Source organism: Streptococcus marmotae, from assembly GCF_001623565.1.
Classification (GTDB): domain Bacteria; phylum Bacillota; class Bacilli; order Lactobacillales; family Streptococcaceae; genus Streptococcus; species Streptococcus marmotae.
The window spans coordinates 261,504-287,701 of sequence record NZ_CP015196.1 but is presented as its reverse complement, the minus strand read 5'-3'; the positions used below and the strand labels follow the sequence as shown (position 1 = coordinate 287,701).

General features: G+C 41.5%; 23 protein-coding genes. 16 read left to right on the top strand and 7 right to left on the bottom strand.

From position 1 onward, the window contains the following. Positions 1–20: 20 nt before the first annotated feature. Positions 21–2,276 (bottom strand): 5-methyltetrahydropteroyltriglutamate--homocysteine S-methyltransferase, encoded by a 2,256-nt coding sequence (gene metE, locus A4H00_RS01400; RefSeq protein WP_067086424.1) that lies wholly within the window; start codon positions 2,274–2,276, stop codon positions 21–23. A gap of 305 nt (positions 2,277–2,581) precedes the next feature. Here metE and A4H00_RS01395 point away from each other — a divergent pair, with 305 nt between their 5' ends. The 11 genes from A4H00_RS01395 (at position 2,582) to A4H00_RS01345 (ending at position 13,686) form a co-directional block, all read left to right on the top strand. After that, positions 2,582–3,271 carry a gamma-glutamyl-gamma-aminobutyrate hydrolase family protein gene (locus tag A4H00_RS01395; protein ID WP_067086421.1) on the top strand — a complete coding sequence of 230 codons (690 nt, stop codon included), beginning with the start codon at positions 2,582–2,584 and terminating at the stop codon, positions 3,269–3,271. Between the two features lie 190 nt (positions 3,272–3,461). Then, positions 3,462–3,755 carry a hypothetical protein gene (locus A4H00_RS01390; RefSeq protein ID WP_067086418.1) on the top strand — a complete coding sequence of 98 codons (294 nt, stop codon included), beginning with the start codon at positions 3,462–3,464 and terminating at the stop codon, positions 3,753–3,755. A gap of 12 nt (positions 3,756–3,767) precedes the next feature. Next, entirely contained in the window at positions 3,768–4,115 is a 348-nt protein-coding gene (locus tag A4H00_RS01385) for a hypothetical protein (RefSeq protein WP_067086414.1), read from the top strand. 135 nt (positions 4,116–4,250) lie between these two features. Further along, positions 4,251–5,105, top strand: coding sequence for a MetQ/NlpA family ABC transporter substrate-binding protein (locus A4H00_RS01380; RefSeq protein WP_067086412.1), 855 nt, complete (start codon positions 4,251–4,253; stop codon positions 5,103–5,105). Between the two features lie 185 nt (positions 5,106–5,290). Beyond that, positions 5,291–6,658 (top strand): M20/M25/M40 family metallo-hydrolase, encoded by a 1,368-nt coding sequence (locus A4H00_RS01375; protein ID WP_067086409.1) that lies wholly within the window; start codon positions 5,291–5,293, stop codon positions 6,656–6,658. Beyond that, positions 6,651–7,715 carry a methionine ABC transporter ATP-binding protein gene (locus A4H00_RS01370; RefSeq protein WP_067086407.1) on the top strand — a complete coding sequence of 355 codons (1,065 nt, stop codon included), beginning with the start codon at positions 6,651–6,653 and terminating at the stop codon, positions 7,713–7,715. The genes A4H00_RS01375 and A4H00_RS01370 overlap by 8 nt, the downstream gene beginning before the upstream one ends. A gap of 10 nt (positions 7,716–7,725) precedes the next feature. Continuing rightward, positions 7,726–8,418, top strand: coding sequence for a methionine ABC transporter permease (locus A4H00_RS01365; protein ID WP_067091361.1), 693 nt, complete (start codon positions 7,726–7,728; stop codon positions 8,416–8,418). Positions 8,419–8,569: 151 nt separating this feature from the next. Beyond that, the gene (locus A4H00_RS01360; protein ID WP_067086405.1) at positions 8,570–9,406 is read left to right on the top strand and encodes an aldo/keto reductase; all 837 of its coding nucleotides are present in this window, start codon (positions 8,570–8,572) and stop codon (positions 9,404–9,406) included. 1,055 nt (positions 9,407–10,461) lie between these two features. Beyond that, positions 10,462–11,379 (top strand): glycine--tRNA ligase subunit alpha, encoded by a 918-nt coding sequence (gene glyQ / locus A4H00_RS01355; protein ID WP_067086398.1) that lies wholly within the window; start codon positions 10,462–10,464, stop codon positions 11,377–11,379. Position 11,380: 1 nt separating this feature from the next. Then, positions 11,381–13,420, top strand: coding sequence for a glycine--tRNA ligase subunit beta (gene glyS, locus A4H00_RS01350; protein ID WP_067086396.1), 2,040 nt, complete (start codon positions 11,381–11,383; stop codon positions 13,418–13,420). An 8-nt stretch (positions 13,421–13,428) separates the two neighbouring features. Then, a complete protein-coding gene (locus tag A4H00_RS01345) occupies positions 13,429–13,686 on the top strand; it encodes a DUF896 family protein (RefSeq protein WP_067086395.1) in 258 nt (85 codons plus the stop codon). A gap of 335 nt (positions 13,687–14,021) precedes the next feature. On the opposite strand, the gene A4H00_RS01340 is transcribed toward A4H00_RS01345, so the two are convergent. The 4 genes from A4H00_RS01340 to A4H00_RS01325 all read right to left on the bottom strand — a co-directional run bounded on the left by A4H00_RS01340 (position 14,022) and on the right by A4H00_RS01325 (position 18,835). Continuing rightward, positions 14,022–15,359, bottom strand: a complete 1,338-nt coding sequence (locus A4H00_RS01340; RefSeq protein WP_067086393.1) for an MATE family efflux transporter — start codon at positions 15,357–15,359, stop codon at positions 14,022–14,024. A 213-nt stretch (positions 15,360–15,572) separates the two neighbouring features. Then, the gene (locus tag A4H00_RS01335; RefSeq protein ID WP_067086391.1) at positions 15,573–16,244 is read right to left on the bottom strand and encodes a potassium channel family protein; all 672 of its coding nucleotides are present in this window, start codon (positions 16,242–16,244) and stop codon (positions 15,573–15,575) included. A 449-nt stretch (positions 16,245–16,693) separates the two neighbouring features. Further along, positions 16,694–18,043: a TrkH family potassium uptake protein gene (locus tag A4H00_RS01330; RefSeq protein ID WP_067086390.1), complete on the bottom strand. Its 1,350-nt coding sequence runs from the start codon at positions 18,041–18,043 to the stop codon at positions 16,694–16,696. A 252-nt stretch (positions 18,044–18,295) separates the two neighbouring features. After that, positions 18,296–18,835 (bottom strand): Gx transporter family protein, encoded by a 540-nt coding sequence (locus A4H00_RS01325; protein ID WP_067086388.1) that lies wholly within the window; start codon positions 18,833–18,835, stop codon positions 18,296–18,298. Positions 18,836–19,237: 402 nt separating this feature from the next. On the opposite strand from A4H00_RS01325, the gene A4H00_RS01320 reads away from it, so the two are divergent. The 5 genes from A4H00_RS01320 (at position 19,238) to A4H00_RS01300 (ending at position 25,040) form a co-directional block, all read left to right on the top strand. Continuing rightward, positions 19,238–21,127 carry an NAD(P)/FAD-dependent oxidoreductase gene (locus tag A4H00_RS01320; RefSeq protein WP_067086386.1) on the top strand — a complete coding sequence of 630 codons (1,890 nt, stop codon included), beginning with the start codon at positions 19,238–19,240 and terminating at the stop codon, positions 21,125–21,127. Positions 21,128–21,242: 115 nt separating this feature from the next. Next, on the top strand, positions 21,243–22,238 hold the full coding sequence (locus A4H00_RS01315) for a polyprenyl synthetase family protein (protein ID WP_067086384.1): 996 nt from the start codon (positions 21,243–21,245) through the stop codon (positions 22,236–22,238). Between the two features lie 134 nt (positions 22,239–22,372). Beyond that, complete coding sequence (locus A4H00_RS01310; protein WP_067086382.1) at positions 22,373–22,906, top strand: FMN-binding protein; 534 nt, start codon at positions 22,373–22,375, stop codon at positions 22,904–22,906. Positions 22,907–23,035: 129 nt separating this feature from the next. After that, positions 23,036–24,091 carry an FAD:protein FMN transferase gene (locus A4H00_RS01305; RefSeq protein ID WP_067086380.1) on the top strand — a complete coding sequence of 352 codons (1,056 nt, stop codon included), beginning with the start codon at positions 23,036–23,038 and terminating at the stop codon, positions 24,089–24,091. Next, positions 24,084–25,040: a 1,4-dihydroxy-2-naphthoate polyprenyltransferase gene (locus A4H00_RS01300; RefSeq protein ID WP_067086379.1), complete on the top strand. Its 957-nt coding sequence runs from the start codon at positions 24,084–24,086 to the stop codon at positions 25,038–25,040. Before A4H00_RS01305 ends, A4H00_RS01300 begins: the two co-directional genes overlap by 8 nt. A 136-nt stretch (positions 25,041–25,176) precedes the next feature. Here A4H00_RS01300 and A4H00_RS01295 read toward each other — a convergent pair whose 3' ends face one another. Then, positions 25,177–25,608, bottom strand: a complete 432-nt coding sequence (locus A4H00_RS01295; protein ID WP_237334221.1) for a NusG domain II-containing protein — start codon at positions 25,606–25,608, stop codon at positions 25,177–25,179. Between the two features lie 64 nt (positions 25,609–25,672). Then, entirely contained in the window at positions 25,673–26,188 is a 516-nt protein-coding gene (locus A4H00_RS01290; protein ID WP_257721994.1) for a DUF3278 domain-containing protein, read from the bottom strand. Between the last annotated feature and the right edge of the window lie 10 nt (positions 26,189–26,198).

The window sequence follows — 26,198 nt, the reverse complement described above, 5'->3', positions numbered from 1 at the left end:
AACGAGGTTCTCTCCTCTTGTTACTGCTGAATTTTTTGCCGAGCGGATTTGGCGGCTTCGACAAGCCGAACGAGACTTTCCCGCGTTTCTTTGATTCCACGTGTTTTAAGTCCACAGTCAGGATTGATCCAAACTTTGCGACCAGGGACTTTTGCCAGAATAGCTTGAATGGTCTGGTCAATTTCCCCTTCAGCTGGCACGCGTGGTGAATGGATATCATAGACTCCAGGACCAACCTGTGTTTGGAAATTCTGTGCTTTTAATTCGTCCAAAATCACGAGATTTGATCGACTTGCTTCAAATGAAATGACATCTGCATCCATATTGTCAATAGCAGGAATAATATCAGTAAATTCACTGTAGCACATGTGGGTGTGAATTTGTGTATCTGGTGCGACAGTTGCATGCACCAATCGGAAGGCTGGAATAGCCCAATCGAGGTAATCCTCGTACCAGTCGCTTCTACGCAGTGGCAATTTTTCACGTAGTGCAGCTTCATCAATCTGGATAATCTTGATCCCCGCTGCTTCCAAATCCAAGACTTCTTCTTTTATAGCCAGTGCAATCTGTAGGGTAGATTCTTTTATGGAAATGTCTTCACGAGGGAAGGACCAGTTGAGAATAGTGACCGGACCAGTTAGCATACCTTTGACAGGTTTGTTTGTCCTGCTTTGCGCATAGCTAGACCATTTTACAGTAATGGGTTGCAAGCGAGTGACATCTCCCCAAATAATCGGGGGTTTTACGCCACGCATACCGTAAGATTGAACCCAACCGTTCTTACTAAAGAGGTAGCCAGATAGGTTTTGTCCAAAGTATTCCACCATATCGTTGCGTTCAAATTCACCATGGACCAAAACGTCAAAGTCAACTTCTTCCTGCCAGTGAATCCAATCATCAATCTGTTTTGCGACAAATGCATCGTAGGCTTGGGCTGAAATATTTCCCTTTCTGAAAGCGAGGCGTGTATCACGTACTTCAGCTGTTTGTGGGAAAGAACCAATGGTTGTCGTTGGTAAATTTGGCAAATTCAAGCGCTCTGCTTGTAATTTTTCACGCTCTGAAAAAGCTGGCAGACGAGTATAGTCTTGATCGGTTAAGCTGGCGATACGATTTGCTAAACCAATATTTTTTCCAACTCGTTCTCTGGTAAATAAGGCTTTGTTCGCAGCCAAACTATCTGTACCACCACCAGCGAGGATGGTATCCAAATCACGTAACTCGGCTAATTTTTCGACTGCAAAGGCAAAGTGTTGGAGGATATCTTCTTCCAATTCTTCATTAGCAGTTGTAAATGGGACGTGTAGCAGTGAGCAAGAGGTCGTTAAATGAACCTTGTCAGCAGGGATTTTTTCTAAAATCGCTAGACTGTTTGCGTAGTCATTACGCCAGATGTTTTTTCCGTTGACAATTCCCGCGTAGAGTACCTTATCAGAAGGGAATCCTGTTGAGACGAGATCAAGCGTCTTTTTCCCTTCAACAAAGTCAAGTCCTAAGCCGTCAATTGGCAAGGCAATCAAGTCAGCGTACACATCACGCACATCCCCAAAGTAGGTTTGTAGGAGAATGGCCAAGCCCTTCTTATCTGCTAAGAGTTGCTTGTAAATCGTTAGGAAAAGGGTCTTTTCTTCAGGCGATAAATCCTTGACCAAGCTCGGCTCATCAAGTTGAATCTTTTCAGCCCCAAGTTCTGCTAATCTTTCAAAGACTGCTTGATAGGTAGTGACAATGTCATTCAGATAATCAGTAGCTACCGTACCTTCTTCATAGTCTGCTAATTGGAGGAAGGTAAATGGTCCAATCAGAACAGGACGTGTTAGTAACCCTTGATCTTTTGCTTCTGTAAATTCCTCAAAAATTTTCTGGCTAGCCAGTTCTACTTTCGTCTCTTTTTCAAATTTTGGTACGATGTAGTGGTAGTTCGTATTAAACCATTTTTTCATCGGTAGTGCCCGGACATCCCCTTTTTCTCCCTGATAGCCACGTGCAAGAGCAAAGTAACGTTCCAAGTCCGTTAAGTCCAAGTCTTGTACGGCTTTTGGCACGACATTGAGGAGAAATGCGGTGTCTAAAACGTTGTCATAATGGGAGAAGTCATTACTTGGAATTTCAGAAATACCTGCTTTCTTCACCAAATTCCAATGTTTCCTACGAAGTTCCTTTGCTGTTTCTACTAATGCTGCTTCTTCGATTTCTCCTCTGAAATATTTTTCCGTTGTAAATTTTAATTCACGAAATTCTCCCAACCGTGGGAAACCAACGATACTTGTTGCCATAAAAGCGCCTCCAATCTTATTCTTGACACTATCCTAACAGAAAATGGAGCATTTGTATAATTGAAAATGATTAGGAATAGATATAGCTAAAAACTATAGAACATTTTGTATTATTTCAGTAAAATAGAGAAAATGGTATAGTTTTTAAAAAAGATTACACATAAGATGAGATGAAAAGTGATGCAAGCTGAGGCTATTTATTCCAAAAGATAAAAATTTTTAAAGAGTTGATAAAACATCTATATTAGACAGAGAGAGTGGCGCATGATAGTATAGGATACAAATCAAAGGAAAGAGGTGGCGCAATGAAAAAAGTGATTGTCGGGATTACAGGAAATGAAAAGGAGCTGCCACCGATGTCTGGCTTGACCTATGTTGCAGTTGCGAAGGATTTGGCTGAAGGGGTGAAAACTGCGGGTGGTCTGCCAATTGTCATTCCAATTGGGACACCTGAAATGGCGAAAGATTATGTTCAGATGATTGATAAATTAATTCTCTCAGGAGGACAGCATGTCAGTCCACAATTTTATGGTGAAGAGCAGTCAGTCAATAGTGATGATTATCTACTGGCGCGTGATCAGTTTGAACTAGCCTTAATCAAAGAAGCACTGAAACAAGAAAAACCAATTTTTGCCGTTTGTCGTGGTATGCAACTGTTAAATGTTGCGCTAGGTGGTAGTTTGAAGCAAGACGTCAAACACCATTGGCAGCCACAATTAGAGGGAACATCGCATGGTTTGCAGGTAAGACCAAACAGTCGTGTGAGTCAACTCTTTGCTGAGGGGAGCCAAATCAATTCTTTTCATCATCAAAGTATCAAGGATTTAGCGCCTGTGTTAAAGGTGACGGCTCGTGATCCGCGTGATGGGACTATTGAAGCTATAGAAGGGCGTGGGAGATTACCGATTTTAGCAGTTCAGTGGCATCCAGAATTTTTATGCAGAGATTGTGACAGTAACCGACAGTTGTTTGACTATCTGGTTCATCAGTTGTAAGTGATGATTGGAAAATAGGGAAAAGTGAGGGAAGTCCAGACTTGAAAGGTGAGCTTGGCCTCACTTTCTTTTTGTATCCGCTGTCACACTTTAGTGCCCATATCTAGTGGCTTTTTTCTAGTCTTAGGAATAGACTATAGGTAAAGAGGGTTCGTGTTTCTAGCTTAACTTGATGGAAGGAGGCTGTACCATGTTTGAATCTGCTCTACCTCATATTAAAAAATATTATCCCCTGCTCATCATTTTGGTTTTTCTTTTCTGGATTAGTCCCTTCTTTCTTCCAGACGAGTTGACCATTACAACGCAAAATCATCTTGGTTGGGGTTATGTTGTGACCTTGTTTATTTTGCCGATGGTAGGCGCGCTCAGCTTTCCATTTTCTCTTTATTTCAAAGAAAAGAAGTGGATGCTACCGAGTCTAATGCTTTTACTAGCTTTTCCAATTTCAATCGCACTTCAGATTTTTCTTATTTTCTTCGTCTAAAGGAGGTTTCCTATGTCACACTCTTATTCTCTTTTTATTAAAAAACATACGGCTCATCTTATCGGGCTGGGATTTTTCGTCTGGATTGCACCGGTTTTAATGCTCTTTACCCCTAAAGTGGTACGAGCTCCATTTTTCGCTACCGCAGATTGGCATACGGTTACAATCGTTTGGCTGGTTCCGATTATCGGTGTCCTTGCCCTTCTTTGCTCTCTCTATCTCAAACGCAAGAAATACCTATTTTTCAGCGCTTGCTTAATCTTTGCCCAACCGATTTCCTATCTTCTGTGGTTTGCAAGTTTTTATCTCTTTGTTTGGGGATACGGTGTGATTCATTGGCTATCTAGTTTCTTTCATTGAGGATATAGCTAAAAACTATGTAGTTTACAAAAGGGCTATAAAAGATTTTTAAGTGGCACATAAAAATTCTATATTGGTCAAATAGTCGCTCCTGTGATAAGCTATGTATAGTTCATTTTTAAGGAGTGTAAAATTATGAAATTGAAAAAATTAGCTAGCTTAGCAGTAGTCGCTTTTGTTTCAGTTGCAGCCTTGGCAGCATGTGGTTCAGGAGCTTCCAAAGAAGCAAAGAATGACAATGTTCTTCGTGTTGGTGTGATGAGTTTGAGCGATTCAGAAGAAGCGCGTTGGGATAAGGTTCAAGAGCTTCTTGGTGATAAGGTGAAATTAGAGTTCACTCAATTCACAGACTATTCACAACCAAATAAAGCAGTTGCTGAAGATGAGGTAGACATCAATGCTTTCCAACACTATAATTTCTTGGAAAACTGGAACAAGGAAAATGGAGAAGACCTAGTAGCGGTTGCTGATACCTATATTGCTCCAATTCGTCTCTACTCAGGTACAGAAAACGGAAAAAACAAATACAAATCTGTTGATGAAATTCCAGATGGTTCTGAAATCGCAGTACCAAATGACCCAACAAATGAAAGCCGTGCCCTTTACCTTCTTCAAGCAGCAGGTTTGATTAAACTAGATGTATCTGGTACAGAATTAGCAACAGTGGTTAATATCAAGGAAAATCCTAAAAAGTTGAAAGTAACCGAATTGGATGCCAGCCAAACAGCGAGCTCACTTCCATCTGTCGCAGCAGCAGTTGTTAATAATACCTTTGTTCGTGAAGCGGGACTTGATTATAAGAATGCCCTTTACAAAGAGCAAAAAGATGAAAATTCACACCAATGGTATAACTTGATTGCAGCGAAGAGTGATTGGGAAAAATCATCAAAAGCAGATGCGATTAAAGAATTAATCAAAGCCTACCACACAGATGATGTTAAAAAAGTCGTAGAAGAGTCTTCTGACGGTATGGATGAGCCAGTTTGGTAAAAAATACAAAATGCTATGGTGGATTTTCCCCATGGCATTTTAAAATAAAAATCACTTGATTTTAAAAGGGTATCGTGAGAGAAAATCATGATATAATGAAAAGGAATATCATCAGTCAAAAGGATTGTCTGGGAGAGCAATTGATAGAAAGAAGCTGGAAAGTAGTAATCCAGTAAGGAGAAACGATGTCAAGACAAGAGGAACAAATCAAAAAATTCGAAGCAGATGCGATTGCACAAGCTTACTTTGAAAAACTGAAAGTGCTGATTTCAAAGAAATCGATTTTTGCCCAGCAAGTTGGCTTGTTGGACGTTGCGACCTATCTGAAAGAAATCTTTGAAGAAGCAGGGGCCGAGGTCATTTTGGATGATAGCTATGCAGCTCCTTTTGTCATGGCAACCTTTACCAGTTCAGCACCAAATGCGAAAACACTGATTTTCTATAATCACTATGATACGGTTCCAGCAGATGGTGATCAGGTTTGGACAGACCAACCATTTGAAGTCAGTGTGCGGAACGGTTACATGTATGGTCGCGGTGTAGATGATGATAAGGGCCATATTACAGCTCGCTTATCTGCTGTCCAAAAATACCTAGCTAATCATGAGACACTACCTGTCAATATCATCTTTATCATGGAAGGTGCGGAAGAATCTGCTTCGGTTGATTTGGATAAGTATTTGGAAAAACACCGTTCTCACTTGGCTGGAGCTGATTTGTTAGTCTGGGAACAGGGCGCTCGAAATATCTTAGGTCAACTGGAAATTGCTGGTGGAAATAAGGGAATTGTGACCTTTGATGTGGCGGTTAAGAGTGCAGAGCGAGACATTCATTCCTCTTATGGTGGTGTGATTGATTCAGCTAGCTGGCACCTTATGGCAGCTCTGCAATCTATGCGAGATCGTGATGGTCGTATTTTGGTTGAAGGGATTTATGAACAGGTAGAAGAGCCAAATGAACGCGAGTTGGCTTTGGTTGAAGAATTTGCTCTAGCAAGTAGCGAGTCAGTGACAGAGCTTTATGGATTGACCTTACCAACTTTAGAAACCGAGAGAGCAGCATTTTTAAAACGTCTCTTTTTCGAGCCGTCTATTACGATTGAAGGATTTTCAACAGGTTATTTAGGGCAAGGAGTAAAAACGATTATCCCTGCTGAGGCTAGTGCTAAAATGGAAGTTCGCCTCGTACCAGGTTTAGAACCGCAGGATGTCTTGGATAAGATTCGCAAGCACTTAGTTAGTCATGGTTTTGAACAGGTTGAAGTGACTTTTACTTTGGGAGAAATGAGTTACCGTAGCGATATGTCAGCTCCGTCTATTTTGAACGTGATTGAGCTTGCAAAACGCTTGACACCAGAAGGAGTAGCTGTTTTGCCAACTTCACCAGGTACTGGACCAATGCATACAGTCTTTCATGCTTTAGGTGTACCAATTGCAGGCTTTGGAATCGGAAATGCCAATAGTCGCGATCATGCAGGTGATGAAAATGTTAGCCTTGCAGATTATTATAGCCATATTGAGTTAGTAGAGGAGTTAATTGCAAGTTATGAGTAAGGAGATTATTACACTAGATCATATTGATGTGACCTTTCATCAAAAAAAACGCACAATTGAAGCGGTAAAAGATGTGACGATTCATATTAAGCAAGGAGATATTTATGGGATTGTTGGCTATTCTGGTGCTGGAAAGTCAACCTTGGTGCGGGTGATTAATCTTTTGCAGGTTCCAACAGCTGGTCGCATTTGTATCAATGATGATGTGATTTTTGAAGGGAATAAAGTGACCTTAAATTCAGCTCAATTGCGGACCAAACGTCGTGAAATTGGAATGATTTTTCAACATTTCAATCTCATGGCTCAGATGACGGCTGCTGAAAATGTGGCCTTTGCCTTAAAACATTCTGGTTTGTCTAAGGAAGAAAAGAAGGCCAAGGTTGCTAAACTATTGGACTTGGTTGGCTTGGCAGATCGTGCAGAGAATTATCCAGCGCAATTATCCGGTGGTCAAAAGCAACGTGTAGCCATTGCTCGTGCCCTTGCAAATGATCCGAAGATTTTGATTTCAGATGAATCGACATCTGCCCTTGACCCAAAAACAACCAAGCAGATTTTGGCCTTGTTGCAAGAACTCAATGAAAAATTGGGCTTGACCATTGTCATGATTACGCATGAAATGCAGATTGTCAAGGATATTTGTAACCGTGTAGCTGTCATGCAGGACGGTAGCCTAATCGAAGAGGGGTCTGTTTTGGAGATTTTCACCCATCCAAAAGAGCCGTTGACACAAGACTTTATCAAAACAGCAACAGGAATTGATGAAGCCTTGGTTAAAATTTATCAGCAAGACATCGTTCGACATCTTCCTGAAGATAGTCTCTTAGTGCAGTTCAAGTATGCGGGTTCTGCAACGGATACAGCCATTATCAACGATTTATACAAGACCTATCAGGTGTCTGCAAATATTTTGTACGGTAACATTGAAATTTTAGACCATACCCCTGTTGGCGAAATGGTCTTGATTTTATCGGGACATAGAGAACAGTTGCGCGAAGCCTTGACAGCTGTTACGACAGCTAAGGTCGAGGTGACGATTTTGAAAGGAGAGTATTAGGATGAATGAAGTGCTTTCATGGATTCAGGCCAATTTTCCCCATATTTATAAAATGGGCTGGGGTGGCCAAACTGGTTGGGGAACAGCGATTTACAGTACCTTTTATATGACCTTTGTTTCCTTTGGAATCGGTGGGGCGATGGGCTTGATTTCAGGCTTGTTCCTTGTCTTAACAGGTCCTCGCGGGATTGCCGAAAACCGTGTAGCCTTTTGGATTTTGGATAAGGTTGCTTCTATTTTACGTGGAATTCCCTTTATCATTTTGCTCTCAGCTATTTCGCCATTAACCAGGGCTATAGTGGGAACCTCTATCGGAATGAATGCTGCCTTAGTGCCATTGTCTCTATCGGTCTATCCTTTCTTTGCTCGTCAAGTTCAAGTTGTTTTGTCTGAGCTTGATGGAGGGGTTATTGAAGCAGCACAGGCTTCTGGTGCAACCTTTGGTGATTTGATTATGGTTTATTTCCGTGAAGGGCTGCCAGACTTGATTCGCGTAACCACTCTAACTTTGATTTCCCTTGTGGGCTACACAGCTATGGCTGGTGCAATCGGAGCAGGCGGTTTGGGACAAGTGGCTCTTTCATATGGCTATCTGCGGTCAAATGATGATGTTACTTTCCTTGCGACACTTCTTATTCTGATTTTTATCTTTGTTATCCAATTTGTGGGTGACTTGATTACTCGAAAAATTAGTCATAAGTAAAACCAAGCTAGATGCTTGGTTTTTTGATATACTAAATATACTCCTTGAAAATTGAAAGTATTCTTCGTTAGCTCGTTATGCTATGAGCAGTTTCCTGGACTATTTATAAATTTTCGTGAGTATAAATGAGTATTACATCGTGGAGGAAAATATGAAGACTTATACAATGAATAATGGTCTCACCATTCCAGCTCTTGGTTTTGGAACCTATTTATCAAAGGATGGAGAAGAAGTTTATAATGCAGTGCGCAAGGCTTTAGCAGTAGGCTATCGTCATATTGATACAGCAGCTTTTTATGGAAATGAAGAAAGTATTGGACGTGCGATTAAGGATTCGGGTATTGCACGAGAAGAGCTCTATATTACAACAAAATTGTGGAACGATGCGCATGGCTATGAAGAAGCAAAAATAGCCTTTGCTGACTCTCTGGAAAAATTACAGTTAGACTATCTTGATTTGTATCTTATTCATTGGCCAAATCCAGCAGGTATTCGGGATCGCTGGCAAAAGGCAAATGCAGATGCTTGGCGGGCAATGGAAGAATTGGTTGCAGAAGGGAAAATTCGCTCGATTGGTGTCAGCAATTTCATGATTCATCATCTGGATGAACTCTTAAAAACCGCAACTATTGTCCCTGCTGTCAATCAAATTCGTCTTGCACCAGGTGTTTACCAAGATGAGATTGTGACCTATTGCCGTGAGAAAAAAATCGTTATCGAAGCCTGGAGTCCGCTTGGTCGTGGAGAATTATTTACGCATCCAACCATGCTTGCGTTGGCTGAAAAATATGGGAAAACAGTAGCCCAAGTTGCTCTAGCTTGGTCATGGGCACAAGGTTTTTTACCTTTGCCAAAATCGGTGACAGATAGTCGAATCGTAGAAAATTTAGATTTTGAAGATCTTCAGTTGTCCGACAAAGACTTGGTCGCAATCACAGCTATTACAGGGGTGACAGGCGCCTATAACCCTGATGAAGTCAATTTCTAATCTGCCTTTTGTCTGATAGATGACAGCTTCTAAATTTAGAAACCATATGAATTTTTAATAGACAGCGGAGAAATTTTCTGTTATACTAACATGTAAGAAAGAGGGTCTCTTGATACAACCTATAGCGAGTTTGGGATAGTGAAAGCCAAACGGAAGTAAGAGTGATTGGCGCTTTCTAGCTGTTTTTAAGAACAAAATGAAGTAATAAATTAGGGTGGAACCGCGTTTCAACGCCCCTATGGAGACATAGGAGTGTTGGCGCGTTTTTTGCTGTACTATAGTGAATGAATAAGGGTTAGGACATCGTTCAGTCGCTTTTACTCGTCAAAAATCAAAATCTGACGTTGTTAACTCACCTTGCTTCAACAGTCCTGTGGACTGTTGAAGGTTGGAAATAAGGATTATGCACTAATCCTCAGCTACCATTAGTCCGAACTAGTGGTTCAAAGGGGCGAGCTGTGCTCGTTCTATTTCCAACCTTCCACAATTCTCAATTGTGGAAGCTAGTCAGATGTTGATTTTTATAGAGTATTGATAAATGCCAGTTCTATCTGCAGCTCCTTGCCTTGTCCTATTCCTTCATAAGATACGAGGGCGTATAAAGCACAAAGTGAAAATAGGAAGTCTGACGAAGAGCCAGTAGACTCTAGGGAGACTTATCCCTAAAGGGAGCCTCAGCTGTAACCAGCTAAAGCTGGAACATCTGCGTCCCCACTAAAGGGAGCCTCAGCTGTAACCAACTAAAGTTGGAACACCTGCGTCTCTTTTTTACACAGCTCTTAGCCCGTGTTCCGTTCTCAATCTACCATATATGTTTTACAGATACGGATACATAAACCTCTCTATCCTACATTTCTTCAAATCGTATCGTCCATTATCAAATAGAAAGAGGAAACACAATATCTAAAAAAATAACCTTTCACCTAGCCAACGTTGCTAATAAACATAAATATTCGAGCAACTAACGGCAATCGCCATGGCGAATTGCCTAGACTATGCACTTGTTTTTAAAAGAAAACATCGCAAATGATAACCATTAAGAAAGAGAGAAACCAATGTCTAAAAAATTAACCTTTCAAGAAATTATTCTGACCTTGCAACAATTTTGGAATGAGCAGGGCTGTATGTTGATGCAGGCCTATGACACAGAAAAAGGAGCAGGAACAATGAGTCCCTATACCTTCTTGCGTGCTATTGGTCCTGAACCTTGGAATGCAGCCTATGTTGAGCCAAGTCGTCGTCCAGCAGACGGTCGTTACGGAGAAAATCCTAACCGTCTCTATCAGCACCACCAATTCCAAGTGGTCATGAAACCAAGTCCAAGCAATATTCAAGAATTGTATTTGGAATCGCTAGAGCGTCTTGGGATTAATCCTTTGGAGCACGACATCCGTTTTGTAGAAGACAACTGGGAAAATCCTTCAACTGGTTCAGCAGGTTTAGGATGGGAAGTTTGGCTTGATGGAATGGAAATCACACAATTTACCTATTTCCAACAGGTTGGAGGTCTAGCGACAGGTCCAGTTACGGCTGAGGTAACCTACGGTTTGGAACGCTTGGCTTCTTATATCCAAGAAGTTGATTCAGTCTATGACATTGAGTGGGCAGACGGAGTGAAATACGGTGAGATCTTCCTTCAGCCAGAATATGAGCATTCAAAATACAGCTTTGAAATCAGTGACCAAGATTTGTTGCTCGCTAACTTTGAGAAATTTGAAACCGAGGCAAAACGTTGTTTGGATGAGCATTTGGTTCACCCGGCCTTTGACTATGTCTTGAAATGTTCGCATACCTTTAACCTATTGGATGCCCGTGGGGCAGTTTCCGTAACCGAGCGGGCAGGTTACATTGCACGTATTCGAAATTTGGCGCGTGTGGTTGCAAAGACCTTTGTAGCAGAAAGAAAACGTCTTGGTTATCCACTTTTGGATGAGGCAACAAGAGCGCAATTATTAGAGAAGGAGGCAGAATAAGATGACGAAAAATTTACTAGTAGAACTTGGGTTAGAAGAAATTCCAGCTTACATTGTAACGCCTGCTATGGTGCAGTTGAAAGACCGCATGGCACAATTTTTGACAGACAATCGTTTGGCTTTTGAAGAAATCCAGATGTTTTCGACACCTCGTCGTTTGGCAGTTCGTGTGCGTGGTTTGGCAGACCAACAGGAAGATTTGACAGAGGACTTTAAAGGGCCAAGTAAGAAGATTGCCTTAGATGCGGATGGTCATTTTACCAAGGCTGCGGAAGGATTCGTCCGTGGTAAAGGGTTGACAACAGCTGATATTACTTTCCGTGAAATCAAGGGAGAAGAGTATGTCTATGTGACCAAGCATGAGACAGGAAAGACAGCTAAGGAAGTTTTAGCAGGCATTCCAGACGTTCTTGCTTCGATGACTTTCCCAGTCAGCATGCACTGGGCTTCAAATACATTTGACTATATCCGTCCGGTTCATACCTTGACAGCTCTCTTGGATGATGAAGCACTTGAGATGAATTTCCTTGATATTCCATCAGGTCGTGTCAGCCGTGGTCATCGCTTCCTCGGACAGGAAACGGAAATTGCGACAGCAGATAGTTATGAAGACGACTTGCGTAAGGAATTTGTGATTACAGACAGCGCAGAGCGTGAGAGAATGATTGTAGAGCAAATCAAGGCGATTGAAACGGCACAAAACGTAGTCGTTGAAATTGATCAAGAGTTACTGAATGAAGTCTTGAACTTGGTCGAATACCCAACTGCTTTTATGGGAGCTTTTGATGCTAAGTATCTTGCTGTTCCAGAGGAAGTCTTGGTTACTTCCATGAAAAATCACCAACGCTACTTTGTTGTCCGAGACAAGGACGGTAAACTCTTGCCGAACTTTATCTCTGTCCGTAACGGAAATGCGGAATTTCTGGCCAATGTCATTAAGGGAAATGAGAAAGTCTTGGTAGCACGTTTGGAAGACGGTGAATTCTTCTGGCGGGAAGACCAGAAGTTACAGATTGCGGACCTTGTGGAACGCTTAAAAGCCGTGACCTTCCATGAAAAAATTGGCTCATTATATGAACACATGGCACGTACAGCTGCCATTAGTAACCTTTTGGCTAGTCAAGCTGGGCTTTCTGAGGAAGAAAAAACAGATCTCGCGCGTGCAGCTACTATCTATAAATTTGACCTATTGACAGGCATGGTTGGCGAATTTGACGAATTGCAAGGGATTATGGGGGAGAAATACGCACTTCTTGCAGGCGAAACCCCAGCCGTTGCAGCCGCTATTCGGGAACATTATTTGCCAAATAGTGCAGAAGGTGCTCTTCCTGAAACCAAGGTCGGTGCGGTATTAGCGCTTGCTGATAAACTGGATACAATCTTGTCTTTCTTCTCAGTTGGTCTTATTCCAAGTGGTTCAAACGACCCCTATGCCCTTCGTCGTGCAACCCAAGGTGTGGTGCGGATTTTGGAAGCCTTTGGCTGGACGATTGCAATCGATGAATTGGTTGAAAAACTTTATGCCCTAGAGCATGATAGCCTTACTTATGAACATCAGGCAGAGGTTCTTGAATTCTTCCGTGCTCGTGTAGAGAAAATGATCGATAAGAGCGTTCCGAAAGATATTGTGACAGCAGTCTTAAATAGCACAAACTTTGTGGTCAGCGATATGGTTGAAACAGCTCGTATCTTGGCAGAACAGGCGAAAACAGCTACTTTCAAATCAGCCGTTGAAAGTCTTTCTCGTGTCTTTAATTTGGCAGAAAAAGCAGCGGCAGCTGTTGCAGTAGATAGCAGTCTCTTTGAAAATGAAGCAGAAACAGCCCTAGCAGATGCAGTGGCAGGACTTACCTTCACCCAAGATTTGGCAGGAAATATCCAACAATTCTTTGGACTTCAGCCTCTGATTGACGCTTTCTTTGACAATACCATGGTCATGGTAGATGATGAAGCTGTGAAGAACAATCGCTTGGCCTTGCTTGCAACCCTCACTCATAAAGCACAGAAAGTTGCACAATTTAACCAAATCAATACCAAGTAGGAGAAAAAATGGAACAAGCAAAAATTGATCGTATCAATGAATTGGCCAGAAAGAAAAAAGAAACAGGCTTGACAGAAGAGGAATTAAAAGAACAAGCAGCCCTCCGAGAAGAGTATATCGAAGGCTATCGCCGTAGTGTTCGGGCCCATGTCGAAGGGATCAAAATTGTCGATGAAGCGGGCAACGATATAACTCCAGAGAAACTCAAACAAGTCCAACGCGAAAAAGGACTGCATGGCAGAAGCCTAGATGACCCTCATTCATAACAGATGAAAACCAGCTAGCAAGAATCTAGCTGGTTTTGTTTTGTGCTAATACTCGTTAAAAATCAAAATCTGCTCTCGTTCACTCACCTTGCTTCAACAGTCCGGTGGACTGTTGAAGGTTGGAAATAAGGATTATAACATAATCCTTGGCTAACACTAGTCCGGTGGACTGTTGAAGGTTGGAAATAAGGATTATGTTATAATCCTCGGCTAACACTAGTCCACCGGACTGTTGAAGGTTGGAAATAAGAGGGGGGAACAGACTCCTTCAGCATAACCTCCGATACCCCTGCAGTTTCGTTGCCTAGTCAGATGTTGATTTTCGTAGAGTAGGATTATTCGATTTGCCCTTGGCCTAGTTTTCTTGTCAATATAATACTACTTGGGACCAAGACCAGAACGCTTCCGATCCAAGCAGCAGGATTGGCTGCAGCAACACCATAAAAGCCGAAATAGATCAGTCCGGCAATGGCAACACCGGCCCGCATGACTAATTCCATGATACCTGCTAGAGTTGGGACAAAGCCTCTGCCAAGTCCTTGGATGAAACTCCGTAAGACAAAGAGAATTGATAAAATCCAGTAGCAAGAGCCATTAATAATATAGTAGACTAGTGCGAGAGAATAGACTTCTTGATTGCCGTCTGCTAGAAACAGCCGTGAGAAAAATCGATTTGCTGCCACTAGTAAGATGGCAAAGATAATAGCCCATGCAATATCAATCAAAACCGCCTTTTTTAGGCCCTCTAAAATTCGCGAGTACAGCCTGGCTCCATAATTCTGAGCAGTAAAGGTTGAGACTGCCAAGCCAAGATTAATCATTGGGAGCATGGCGAGTTGGTCAGTCTTACTAGCAATGGCTTGAGCTGCTATAGCATTGGTGCCTAATTGATTGAGCATGACCTGTAAGGTAATGGCGCCAATAGCGATAATGCTAGCTTGAAAAGCCATGGGAAATCCTAATTGAGCATGTTTGATTAGATTTTTTCGGTCTAATCGAATGTCTGCTTTCGTGATATGGAAATAAGGAATTTTTTTATAAATATAAATGGCAAGATAAAGGACAGAAAAGGCTTGAGCTGTAATCGTTGCTAGACCTGCTCCGAATACCTCCAATCCGACATTTAAAATAAAGAGAAAGTCAAGGGCAATATTGATGAAACAGGCGATAATAAGAGCAATTAGCGGTGTAGTTGAATCACCGAGACTACGGATGAGATTAGATAGATAGTTAAACAGCACAGAGAAAATCGTCCCACCAAAGATGGCTGTTAAAAACTGTTGCGAATGGGGAAGTAATTCCTCAGGAGTCTGCATGAAAATGAGTAGAGGACGTAGAAAGGTGAGGGCTAAAACGGTCAAAACAAGACTAACCCAAAGAGAATAAAAGAGTCCATGGACAAAACTTTTTTTAACTCCGTCAAAATCGCTTGCTCCAAACCGTTGAGCAGTGACAATGGTCAGTCCGCTGGTTAAGCCTTGTGCAAAGCCAAGAATGAGAAAGACAATGCTCCCAGTAGCTCCGACACTGGCAAAAGCGACCTTTCCTAGGGTATGTCCTACAATAATACTATCTGCAAAATTATAGGCTAATTGAAAAAAACTGCCAATTAACAGTGGCACAGTAAAGCGTAAAATCACGCGAATTGGTTTGCCTTGGGTTAAATCCTGCATAAAAATTCCTTTGTAAAGAGTAGAAGAGCGTGAGACTTGAACATGATTTTCTAGCAATCGCTTTTCCCCACTCCGTTATTTCTAGGCTTGTCAATGTGTAAAAATCCGACAATCCTCGTCTAAATTCGGGTAGCGACGGTTTACGGGACTGTGGTAGCTACATCGACTTGTTTAAATACTTGAATGAAGGTAATCGGTTTTGTTGCCTGAAACCTATAGTTTATTTGTGTATTCCTCAAAGTGATCAACAGTATGGTTATCAGTTACAGCCATAATCAATTCGTGCTCGTTAAAGGTATAGTCTGGTGAAAATTGCACATTTAATTTATTGGTTTGTGCATCGCGGTAGCCAATAATATTGAGATTGTAGTGCTGGCGTAGCTGGAGTTGGGCTAAACTTTTGCCAATCCATTTTTTAGGGGCATGAAATTCAACAATACTGACATCCCCATCTAATTCAATCAAATCCGTTGTATCACGGTGAAGAAGATGCTTAGCTAGGGATACACCAGTTTCTCTTTCTGGAGAAATCACTCGGTCTGCTCCGATTTTTAAGAGCACTTCTTTTGCTGTTTTGCTTTTTACCTTAGCAACGACTTTTGGGACATTGAGAGCCTTACAGTGGAGAACCGCAAGGACACTTGATTCCAAGTTGCGACCGGTAGCGACAATCACTGTGTCACAGCTGTCAATCCTTGCTGCGCGTAGCAAATCCTTGTCTGTAATATCTCCTACAATTCCTTTTGTTAAGATCATTTCAAGTTGATTGATACGATCTGCATGGTTGTCTACAGCAATAATATTACAATCGTAATGGTGTAAGGTTTTAGCAATGGTGGTACCAAATACACCAAGACCTAAAATGCCAATCGTTTGCGTTTTCATAAAATCTCCTTAAATCAAGATACGAGGGCGTTAAAAAAGCGAAAGAAAAATAGGAAATACGACGAAGAAGCACAAGCTTCTAGGAGTATTTATCTTTTTTCCGAGCTTTTAGCCCGAGTTCAATTACGTAAGATACGAGGGCGTTAAAAAGCGAATGAAAAATAGGAAATACGACGAAGAAGCACAAGCTTCTAGGAGCATTTATCTCTTTTCCGAGCTTTTAGCCCGAGTTCAGTTAAAAACAGGATACAAAGGACGTCGAGAGCAAAGTATACCCCTAGGGCATCCGTATCTGTAGAACGAGTAAGCTCGTAGCAGCTACGGCAATCAATCCCTAAAGGGAGCTACAAGCTGTGATTAACAAAAGCTAGAACATGCATGTCTCTATCTTTATAAGTTTTTAGTCCGGATTCAATTAACAAAACACGAGCGTTTTAGCCCAAGTTCCGTTATACAATCATAGATGATTTAGCATATTGCAGGGTCTCTTTCTTTGATAATTTCCGTGAAGAAAGACTGATTAAAATCGACATTGGTCCAATTCGGCCAAAAAACATGAGTGCCATGATTACCAGCTGTCCAAGTTGCGATAGTTGTGGAGTCAGATTTGCGGTTACGCCAACAGTTGCTAGGGCTGACATAACTTCGAAAATTAGAAAAATCATGGGCTTTTGAGGGTCTGTCATACTAATGGCAAAGAGTCCTACTAGAAAAATCATAATGAACACAATAAAGGTTGCAAATGCTTTTCGAATGGTTTCATCATCAATGGTTCGTGCCTTGAAATTGGTATGAGGCAGACCAATAATTTCGCTTCTCGCATAGAGGATAACAGTCAAAAAAGCTGTGATTTTGATACCTCCAGCCGTTCCACCAGGTGCCCCGCCCAACATCATTTGAAAGGTATAGAGTAGCAAGGTGACAGGATTGGCCTTTGTGTAGTCAATCGAAGCAAAGCCAGCTGTCCGCATGGTAACAGTTTGGAAAAAGCTAACCAAGACCTTTTGTGGCAAGGATAAGGAGCCAATCGTATCAGGATTTCGATATTCTGTCAACAGAGTCAGTAGGGTCCCAAGCAGCAGAATGACAGATGTCATGGTTAGGACAACCTTGGTATGGAAACTTAATTTGCGAAAACCCAAGTGTTTTTGAATTTTTGTCTGCATATCAAACCAGACCGAAAATCCGAGTCCACCCATAATAATCAGGGAAGCTATCGTTAGATTAATTAGTGGATTAGCTGCATAATTCACCAGACTAGTAGCACCAAAGTTATCAAATCCAGCATTGCAAAAGGCAGAAACAGCTACAAAGAAAGCCGAAAAAAGTCCACGTTGCCAGCCAAATTCAGGTACGAACTGAAAGGCAAGTATAAAAGCGCCCACTGTTTCAATTGCAAAGGTAAAACCAAAGACAGATTTGATAAAGCTACGGAAATGCTTGGTTTCGGTCACATTAAAACTCTCTTGTAGCGTAGCCATATTGATGAAACTGAGCTTTCGCCCCCCTCTTAGGGCAAACAGTCCGATGAAACTAATCAAGCTCAGCCCACCGATTTGAATTAAGACCATGCAGATGAACTGCCCTAGCGTATTGTAGGTCTGTGCAACAGGAACGGTAAACAATCCTGTCACACAGACCATGGAAATAGTTGTAAACAGATGATCCCAGTATCTAGCTTCCGAACTAGCCAGTTGTGAAATGGGTAAAGATAAGAGGAGCGAGCCAATCAGAATAACGCCTGCAAAACTGAGGACAATCCGTTGGCTCGGTGTGAATTTTAAACTAAAAGAAGACATATTTCCCTCTCGTATAGTAGATATGAGGCTATTGTAGCATAAATTAGCAAAAATGAACGAAGAAGAAGCTGAAACAAAAGTATTCGTCCGTTCTTCTTTGTATAGCTTTAGCAGTTTGACGCATATCAATAGTCAGGGAAGTGACTATTGATACCTGAGCTTGAAAATCAAAAAGCGAGGATTGTCTGGTTTGTAAAACGTTGATAAATCAACATTCTATTCGAGGAGGCTAGCGAGCATTTCTTCGCTAGCCTATTTCCATTCCGCTAAAATGATTTGATTATAGTGACGCAAGGGACCAACTTTTTGGAGGAGGTAGTTGGCTGTTAGACCAACGAGAAAACCAGACAGGATACCAGTAAAGGATAAGATGGGTAGATAGTTGAGGACCAAGAGAGATTGACCAATCAGAGCAAAAACGAGGAGCTGTCCAATATTATGAAGCATGCCCCCTAGGATAGAAATACCGATGGCGCTGACCCGGTTTGGCCCGAGTTGCTTAGCAGATAGCATACCAATATAACTGAGTGTAACTCCAGCAAATCCATACAAAAAAGTTGAAAATGTTCCGCCTAAGAAAGTAGAAATCAGTAAGCGAATGCTGACAACTTTGACACTGTCTCTAGCTGGAAGAGTGAAAATAGCAATGAGACTGATGAGATTTCCAAGTCCAAGTTTCGCTCCAGGAGCAAAGGAGAAGGGGGTTGGGATCAGTCTCTCTACCAAAGAAATAACGACTGCCTGAGCAGCTAGCATGGTAATAAATAATACGGTTTGATGTTTTGAATTCATAAGCGTTCTCTATTCAAAGTCTGCCTTACAATACAGCAATCAGATGACAAACTTCATATCCTATATACTATCTGTTTTGGAGGAGATATGCAAGTCTTTTCCGTCAAATCGTAGGACAAACGCATGAAAAAATGCACCTATCCTAATTTTTGATAAGTGCAATTTTTTAATCATGTTGTAACTTTTTTGAAAGAAATAGTACATTTTCTCTCGTTAACGACTTGATTTTTTCTAAGTACTAACACCAACAATTGAAAACTCGATTTCTGAAAACTGTACTTTCTTCATGCATTTGCCGTGGAAAATCATTGGTAAAAAACGAGCGCTTCAATTGTCTAATTAGTCAAAAAAGTGTATAATGGAGCCTGATAAAAAACAGACAAACTTATCGGAGGTTATGTTTTGACTAAAAATATTGTGATTGTAGGAGCTGGTTATGCAGGGATTGCAGCAGCACGCCTACTTGGGAAAAATTTCAAGAAAAACGATGATGTTACCGTCACCTTGATTGATAAAAATTCATTCCATACCTATATGACAGAGTTGCATGAGGTGGCAGCTGGACGTGTGGAAAAAGATGCAATTAAATACGATTTGAAACGTATTTTTAACAAGTATCCAAAAGTTAATCTAGTGACTGACAAGGTTGTTGAGATTGACTATGACAAAAAGCAGGTCATCGCTGAGCACCAAACCTTGCCGTTTGATTATCTCTTACTTGCTATGGGTGGAGAAGCGAACGACTTTGGTATTAAAGGTGTTAAGGAAAATGGCTTTACGCTCTGGTCTATCGAAGCAGCAGAGCGCTTGCATGATCATATTATTGACTCTTGCTACCGTGCTATGCGCGAACATGACGAAGAAAAACGCCGTGCTCTTTTAACCTTTACAGTTATCGGTGCAGGTTTCACTGGTATTGAGATGATTGGTGAGCTGATTGATTGGGTACCAATCTTGGCACGTGAATTTAAACTAGATCCAGCAGAGTTCTCACTTAAAGTGATTGAAGCAATGCCAAATATCTTGCAAATGGTCACTGAAAAAGAACAAGTCAAGACACGTAAATACCTTGAGAAAAAAGGTGTTGAATTGGTACTTGGTGACGGAGTTGCAGCTGTTGAAGCAGACAAATTGGTCCTTTCATCAGGTCGTGAAATTCCAACCTATACCTCTATTTGGACAGCAGGTGTACAAGCAAATAGCGATGCAAGCGAGTTTGGAATTGAAAAAGCACGTGCAGGCCGCTTGGTTGCCAACGAATACATGGAAGCTAAAGGCAAGGAAAATGTCTATGTAGCAGGTGACTTGGTTTACTATGAAGAACCAGGAAATGATGGCAGACCAACACCGCAAATCGTTCAAGCTGCTGAACAAACTGGACATACTGCTGCGCAAAACATTATCGCTGCTATTACTGGCGGTGAAAAACATAGCTACAAAGGGAAATACGATGGATTCATGGTCTCAATCGGTTCTCGCTATGGAGTTGCCTTCTTGATGGGGAAATACCATATGTCAGGCTTTATGGCGATGTTTGTGAAGCATATGGTCAACTTGATTTATTTCTTTAGCATTCGTAGTTTCTTCTATATGGGCTCTTATGTCCGTCATGAATTCTTCGACATTAAGAACAAACGCAATATCTTTGGTGGCCATACATCAGGGAAGGGAAATCTTCTCTGGTCAGCACCGCTCCGTGTTTTCTATGGTTCTGTGTGGCTCTATGAAGGGGTTAAGAAGGCTTTTGGTCTCTTTGGTACGACTTCATGGTTGGGAGATCAAGTTGTCTTCCCATTCCCATGGTTAGCAGACCCTGTATCGGGTGCTTCAGCTGCTGAAGCAACTTCTGGTGCTTCTCAAGCAGTCGCTGAAACAGCCCACGCTATTTTTGGGCTTAGCTATGCTTATGGCGAGCAACCTATGACTGTTTTGGATGGCATGCCAGATTGGTTTGCGTCAATCATGCAATTCATGATGCCAAACCAAGAAGTTGCCCTCTTTATGCAAAAATTCATGACCATTGCTGAAATCGGAATTGGTCTTGCCTTGATTGCAGGGGCCTTTGTCTGGATTGTCAGCGCAGCAACAGTAGCCTTGGTGGTGATGTTTAGCCTTTCAGGTATGTTCTACTGGGTCAACATCTGGTTCATTCCAGTAGCCATTTCATTGATGAATGGTGCAGGCCGTGCCTTTGGTCTTGATTACTGGATTATGCCATGGTTGGGTCGCTTCCTTGATAAGAAGATTTATGGCAAGCCCAAGCATATTTACACTGTAAAAGAAAAACGATAATGAATAGTGGTTCTTAATTCCATTATCATTGAAAAACAATAAAAATGATAAGGACTATTCAAAAAACGAAATGAGAGTTTGCTGAATAGTCCTTTTTCGATGAAGTAGGAGAATTGTGGTACATCAAATTTGGGAGAATCATCCAGAAATACAAAGAGGCTTAGAACAAGTCAAGCGCATTATGGTGACAGAGATGAAGATGATTCATCCAACTGTGCGTGAAAAGATTGTAGAATATATGGAAGCGCCTGGGAAATACCTACGTTCTGGTTTGTGCCTTTTGTTTGCCCAAGCTGTAGACGGAGAGATTAGACCTGAAAAGCTCTATTTTGCTGCTTACGTGGAGGTGTTGCATCTGGCAACCCTGATCCATGATGATGTCATTGATGAGGCAGATGTGCGTCGAGGAATCCGTGCTGCTCACCGTCAATTTTCAAATCGCATTGCCATTTATGCAGGAGATTATCTAATGGCTTACGCAGGCCGCCTCCTAGCAAAAGGAATCAAGATGCAAGGATTAGAACAGCAAAAGATGACACCTGTCAATGAAAAACTTATCGAAGGCATTTTAGCTGGGGAGCTATCGCAGCTCATGAATCAATTTAATCCACAGATGACAATGAAACGCTATTTAAAACAGATTCAGGGCAAGACTGCTTTCTTATTTGGGATAGCTTGTCAATTGGGAGTGCTTCAGGCAACTGGAAGAATTCGGGAAACACACCGAGCCTTTCAAGCAGGACGTTCTTTTGGCATGGCCTTTCAACTGCGTGATGATCTGATTGACTACCATTTGACGCTCCAAGAATCAGGGAAACCAGCTCTACAAGATATCCAAAATGGCATCTATACAGCCCCTCTCTTGTTTGCCATTGAAGAGGATAGGAGCATTCATCAAGATTTGGTCGATAGTATTGAGAGTGGTAGCTTGGATACACTTGAGAGCTTGGTTGAGAAAATGAACCAGACCCAGGCACAAAATCGAACAGAGAAGTTGATGCAGGCCTATCTCGTCAAAATGGAAAACTATATTTCATCCATTGGTACCAAGCCTGGACGAGAAATTGACTGGAAATGGCTGGTTGAAAAAATGCTAAAGTGGTCAGCTTGATACGGGCTCAAATCTTAAATTTTAATTAAATTTGTAAAAAACGTTGGACATTTTTGCAAAAATGGTATATGCTTATAAAGTAAGAAAACGCTTCAGCTTGTGAACTGAAGTTTGAAAAAGGAGTTCTATTTATAATGAAAACAACAAAAGTCGTTTTGAAAAGTGTTGCAGTTTTAGCAGCTGCTTTTGCTCTAGTAGCATGTGGTGCCAAAGAAGAAAAGAAAGACACAATGATGTCTTCATCTGAAACTGCCATGTCTTCATCTGAGACAAGCATGTCTTCATCAGAAGCAAAAATGATGGGTGAATTGAAAGACGGCATGTATTCAGCAGAATCTGGTGCTGACGATCGTGGATACAAGATTGTTCACACAATCACTGTAAAAGACGGTAAAATTACTGAATCTAAGTTTGATTACGAAGACAAAGATGGTAAGATGAAGTCTGCAAACGAAGAATACAACAAAATGATGAGCGAAAAAGCGGGTGTTTCTGCGAAAGAAGCAATTGAAAAATTGAACGCTGGATTAGTTGAAAAACAAGATGTCGAAGCAGTAGAAGTTGTTTCTGGTGCGAGTCATACTTCAGAGGACTTCAAGAAGAGTGCAAAAGCCCTCCTTGCTGCAGCTGAAAAAGGTGACACTGCTAAAGTAATGCTTGATAAATAATCTGGCATAGAATAGATGAAAATAGGAGGCTGAGCACATATATCCCAGCCTCTTTTCTAGTGGATTTTTAGTGAGAAGATGATACAATGGTATATGTTATTCTATTAAAAAGTAAAGGAGAATGAGAATATGAGATGGAAATGGCTAGCCCTTCCCTTGCTTGTTTGTATGCTTTTTCTAGTAGCTTGTCAACCTAAACAGGTAGCAAAAGATGGCTTACCTATCGTCGAAAAACCGCTGACTCGCACAGAAACGTTGCTTCATACAGTTGTCCAAATTAGTATCTATCATAAGGAGCAAGAAGAGACCTTGGAAGAGGGGATTGCCTATGTAAAAGAGATGGAGCGACTCTTATCGACGAATTTGGAAGGTTCAGATATTTACCGAATCAATCAGGCTGCAGGAAAAGAAGCGGTGAAAGTAGACCCACGCACTTTTGAATTGATTGAACGTGCCTTGGAAATGGGTGAAAAGAGTCAGGGGCGTTTTGATGTCTCAATAGGAGCGGTTAATAATCTGTGGAAAATCGGCTCAGAAGATGCACGCAAACCGAGCGATGCAGAAATCAAAGCGGCCTTACCGCATATTCATTACCAAGATGTCCAGCTAGACAAAAAAAATCAGACAGTCGCAGTAAAAGAGGGCATGGTTTTGGAGTTGGGAGCTATTTCAAAAGGCTATATCGCTGATGGCTTAAAAAAACTGTTTGCTGAGAAAGGGATCACCACAGCTATTATCAACCTAGGGGGAAATGTCGTTGTTATGGGAGCATCCCCTGCCCATAAAGAAGGTTGGAAAGTAGGAGTGCAAGATCCGGACCAAGTACGTGGAACGGTGGTTGGTTCCGTTTATGTAGTGGATGGCTCTGTTGTGACCTCGGGCATCTATGAACGCTACTTAGAAGTAGATGGTGTGATCTATCACCATATTCTGGATCCAGCGACAGGCTATCCTGTTGAAAATACTATCTCAGGAGTAACCGTCTTTACAAAGACCTCTACTCAGGGGGATGCCTTGTCCACTACCTTGTTCCTCTTAGGAATCGATAAGGGGATGGAATTTATCGATCAACTGGATGGAGTAGAAGCAGTTTTTATTGATAAAGACCGCGGGGTACATGTTAGTAAAGGGCTCAAGGATCGATTTGAATTGAGTAATGAGGAGTATCATCTTGTCAATGACTAGTCAAAAGGGAAGGATTACCCTACCGATTTTTTTAGAATTTATCGAATTACGGACGAAAGTAGCGAGCGTTTTTCCTATGCTGCTAGGTATTTTGTGGTCATTGTATCGCTATCATGTGTTTAATCCTCTCAATACCTTTTTGTTTGTCCTAGCTGTTTTGAGCTTTGACATGTGTACGACAGCCATTAATAATACCATGGACTATGTCAAAGCCAAGGATCAGGTCTACCGGAAAGAGGAAAATGTCATTGGTCGTCATCAACTCGATTTTCGGCAAATGGTAGAGATTATTCTTCTTCTCTTGTTTTTCTCGATTGCCATTTCGCTCATGTTGGTTTGGCGGACGGACCTGATGTTGCTACCGCTGGGTGCCGTGTGTTTCGTGATTGGAATCTGCTACACCTTTGGACCAATTCCCTTATCTCGGATGCCACTCGGTGAGATTTTCTCTGGCGTAACAATGGGATTTGGAATTTTCTTTTTAGCTGTTTTTGTTCAGGCTCCTCATCAACTTTTAGTCAGTCGCTTTGTGGGCGAATGGTTTCAGTTGCAAGTAGCCTGGGGGAAATTCCTTGAAATTGGCTTGATGAGTCTTCCTTTGGTCTGTTTAATTGCCAATATCATGCTAGCCAATAACTTGTGTGACTTGGAAGAGGACATTCGAAATGACCGCCATACCTTGGTATTTCATATTGGTCGTCAAAAGGGTTTGTTACTCTATATCTGCCTTTCCATGTTATCTTGGGTCTTGTGGCTGCTCTACCCGCTTCTTGGCTTCTTGCCTTATTGGGCTTGGATAGGATGTGGTGTTGCTGTTCTTTCTTACAAGAGTCTAGGACGTTTTTTAGAAAAGCAAATCAAACGCGAAACTTTTATCGAAGCAGTTAAGAGTTTTGTCTTGTTTGCAATGATGTATCTAGTAGTTTTAATCTTAGCAGTAGTATTTTAGTGAGTTAAATAAAGGTTAGGACAGCGTTCAGCCGCTTTGATGAACACCAGTTCTATCTGCAGTTCCTATTCCTTTCTCAGTCAACTATATATAAAGTATTAAAAGGTCCTGAACGTTGCTCCAGGACCTTTTCTAGTTAAATCGGTAAAATCAATTCTTCCTCTTCATCGGATTCTTGGTCTTCAGGGACACGGATTTCAATGATGAGATTGTGTGGGAGGCAGACAGCAATTTCTCCTGGCCGACTAATCCAGCCAGTATTAACAGCTATCTGGTCAGGGCTATTGTCTTCTTTGTCACGAATCCGTTCTCCGTCTACTTCAATGATATTGTACTGACCAGGATTGGGATAGTAGGTGACTTCCTTATGGGGTGTATCTTTTGATAATTTAAATTCTTCAACCACCTCGCCATTAATCCGAATCGAAGCAATCAGATAGGGTTCATCTGTCTGCTGCTTGCTATGGAGATAGGTAAAGACTGCTGGCGTAAAAGATAGTAGGAGGGTCAAGCCAATCAGGATAAAGTCAAAGGGTTTTAATTGCCGTAAAATCTGTTTCATTCCAATTCTCATTTTCTTGCTAATAAAGAATATTGTAAAGGAATTCTGCCACTTTGTAAACTGTTTGGGGTTATTCGGATTGTCCCCTTCGCGCTTTAAAAGAAAGATAGAGCTGGCAAGCAAGACCAAATAGTGTAGCTCTTATGAAGAAGGTGAGAGCTGCTTTTACAGTAAAGAGAGAGTCAAAGAGAGTTGTCTCCTGTGAGAAGGCATCGTATAACCAGAGTACCCCTCCAAATAATAGCCCAGCTTTTAGTCCCGCAAATTTCAGTTGCCCTTGTTCTTTTTGGTTGAGTCCTTCTTTATCAATATCAGCCAAATGCATGCTGTGGACTTTGACCAAGGCAAAGGTTGACATTGTTAATAAGAGTAAGGTCAGTGTGATAGGATAGGCAAAAGCGACCACTTTAGGATACTTATCAGATAGAAGTAGGGCAATCAGATTTCCAAATAGCAGTATCGAAAAGAGAAGAATGAAGCAGATATTGCCGATACGGTCAATTTCTCGGTGTTTATACTCATCAAGTGGGCCGGCGATGCCATAGAAACGTTTCATCATTTTTTCAATAAAAGTTTCTTTTTTTATGGTGGTTCTC

What these genes read in the sequence shown, in the direction of transcription:
- A4H00_RS01345 (WP_067086395.1), top strand. Translation starts at nt 13,429, where the DNA reads ATGGAACAAGCAAAAATTGATCGTATCAATGAATTGGCCAGAAAGAAA.
- A4H00_RS01390 (WP_067086418.1), top strand. Translation starts at nt 3,462, where the DNA reads ATGTTTGAATCTGCTCTACCTCATATTAAAAAATATTATCCCCTGCTC.
- A4H00_RS01385 (WP_067086414.1), top strand. Translation starts at nt 3,768, where the DNA reads ATGTCACACTCTTATTCTCTTTTTATTAAAAAACATACGGCTCATCTT.
- A4H00_RS01395 (WP_067086421.1), top strand. Translation starts at nt 2,582, where the DNA reads ATGAAAAAAGTGATTGTCGGGATTACAGGAAATGAAAAGGAGCTGCCA.
- glyS (WP_067086396.1), top strand. Translation starts at nt 11,381, where the DNA reads ATGACGAAAAATTTACTAGTAGAACTTGGGTTAGAAGAAATTCCAGCT.
- A4H00_RS01300 (WP_067086379.1), top strand. Translation starts at nt 24,084, where the DNA reads ATGACTAGTCAAAAGGGAAGGATTACCCTACCGATTTTTTTAGAATTT.
- A4H00_RS01330 (WP_067086390.1), bottom strand. Translation starts at nt 18,043, where the DNA reads ATGTCTTCTTTTAGTTTAAAATTCACACCGAGCCAACGGATTGTCCTC.
- A4H00_RS01340 (WP_067086393.1), bottom strand. Translation starts at nt 15,359, where the DNA reads ATGCAGGATTTAACCCAAGGCAAACCAATTCGCGTGATTTTACGCTTT.
- metE (WP_067086424.1), bottom strand. Translation starts at nt 2,276, where the DNA reads ATGGCAACAAGTATCGTTGGTTTCCCACGGTTGGGAGAATTTCGTGAA.
- A4H00_RS01310 (WP_067086382.1), top strand. Translation starts at nt 22,373, where the DNA reads ATGAAAACAACAAAAGTCGTTTTGAAAAGTGTTGCAGTTTTAGCAGCT.
- A4H00_RS01360 (WP_067086405.1), top strand. Translation starts at nt 8,570, where the DNA reads ATGAAGACTTATACAATGAATAATGGTCTCACCATTCCAGCTCTTGGT.
- A4H00_RS01370 (WP_067086407.1), top strand. Translation starts at nt 6,651, where the DNA reads ATGAGTAAGGAGATTATTACACTAGATCATATTGATGTGACCTTTCAT.
- A4H00_RS01375 (WP_067086409.1), top strand. Translation starts at nt 5,291, where the DNA reads ATGTCAAGACAAGAGGAACAAATCAAAAAATTCGAAGCAGATGCGATT.
- A4H00_RS01335 (WP_067086391.1), bottom strand. Translation starts at nt 16,244, where the DNA reads ATGAAAACGCAAACGATTGGCATTTTAGGTCTTGGTGTATTTGGTACC.
- A4H00_RS01305 (WP_067086380.1), top strand. Translation starts at nt 23,036, where the DNA reads ATGAGATGGAAATGGCTAGCCCTTCCCTTGCTTGTTTGTATGCTTTTT.
- A4H00_RS01380 (WP_067086412.1), top strand. Translation starts at nt 4,251, where the DNA reads ATGAAATTGAAAAAATTAGCTAGCTTAGCAGTAGTCGCTTTTGTTTCA.
- A4H00_RS01325 (WP_067086388.1), bottom strand. Translation starts at nt 18,835, where the DNA reads ATGAATTCAAAACATCAAACCGTATTATTTATTACCATGCTAGCTGCT.
- glyQ (WP_067086398.1), top strand. Translation starts at nt 10,462, where the DNA reads ATGTCTAAAAAATTAACCTTTCAAGAAATTATTCTGACCTTGCAACAA.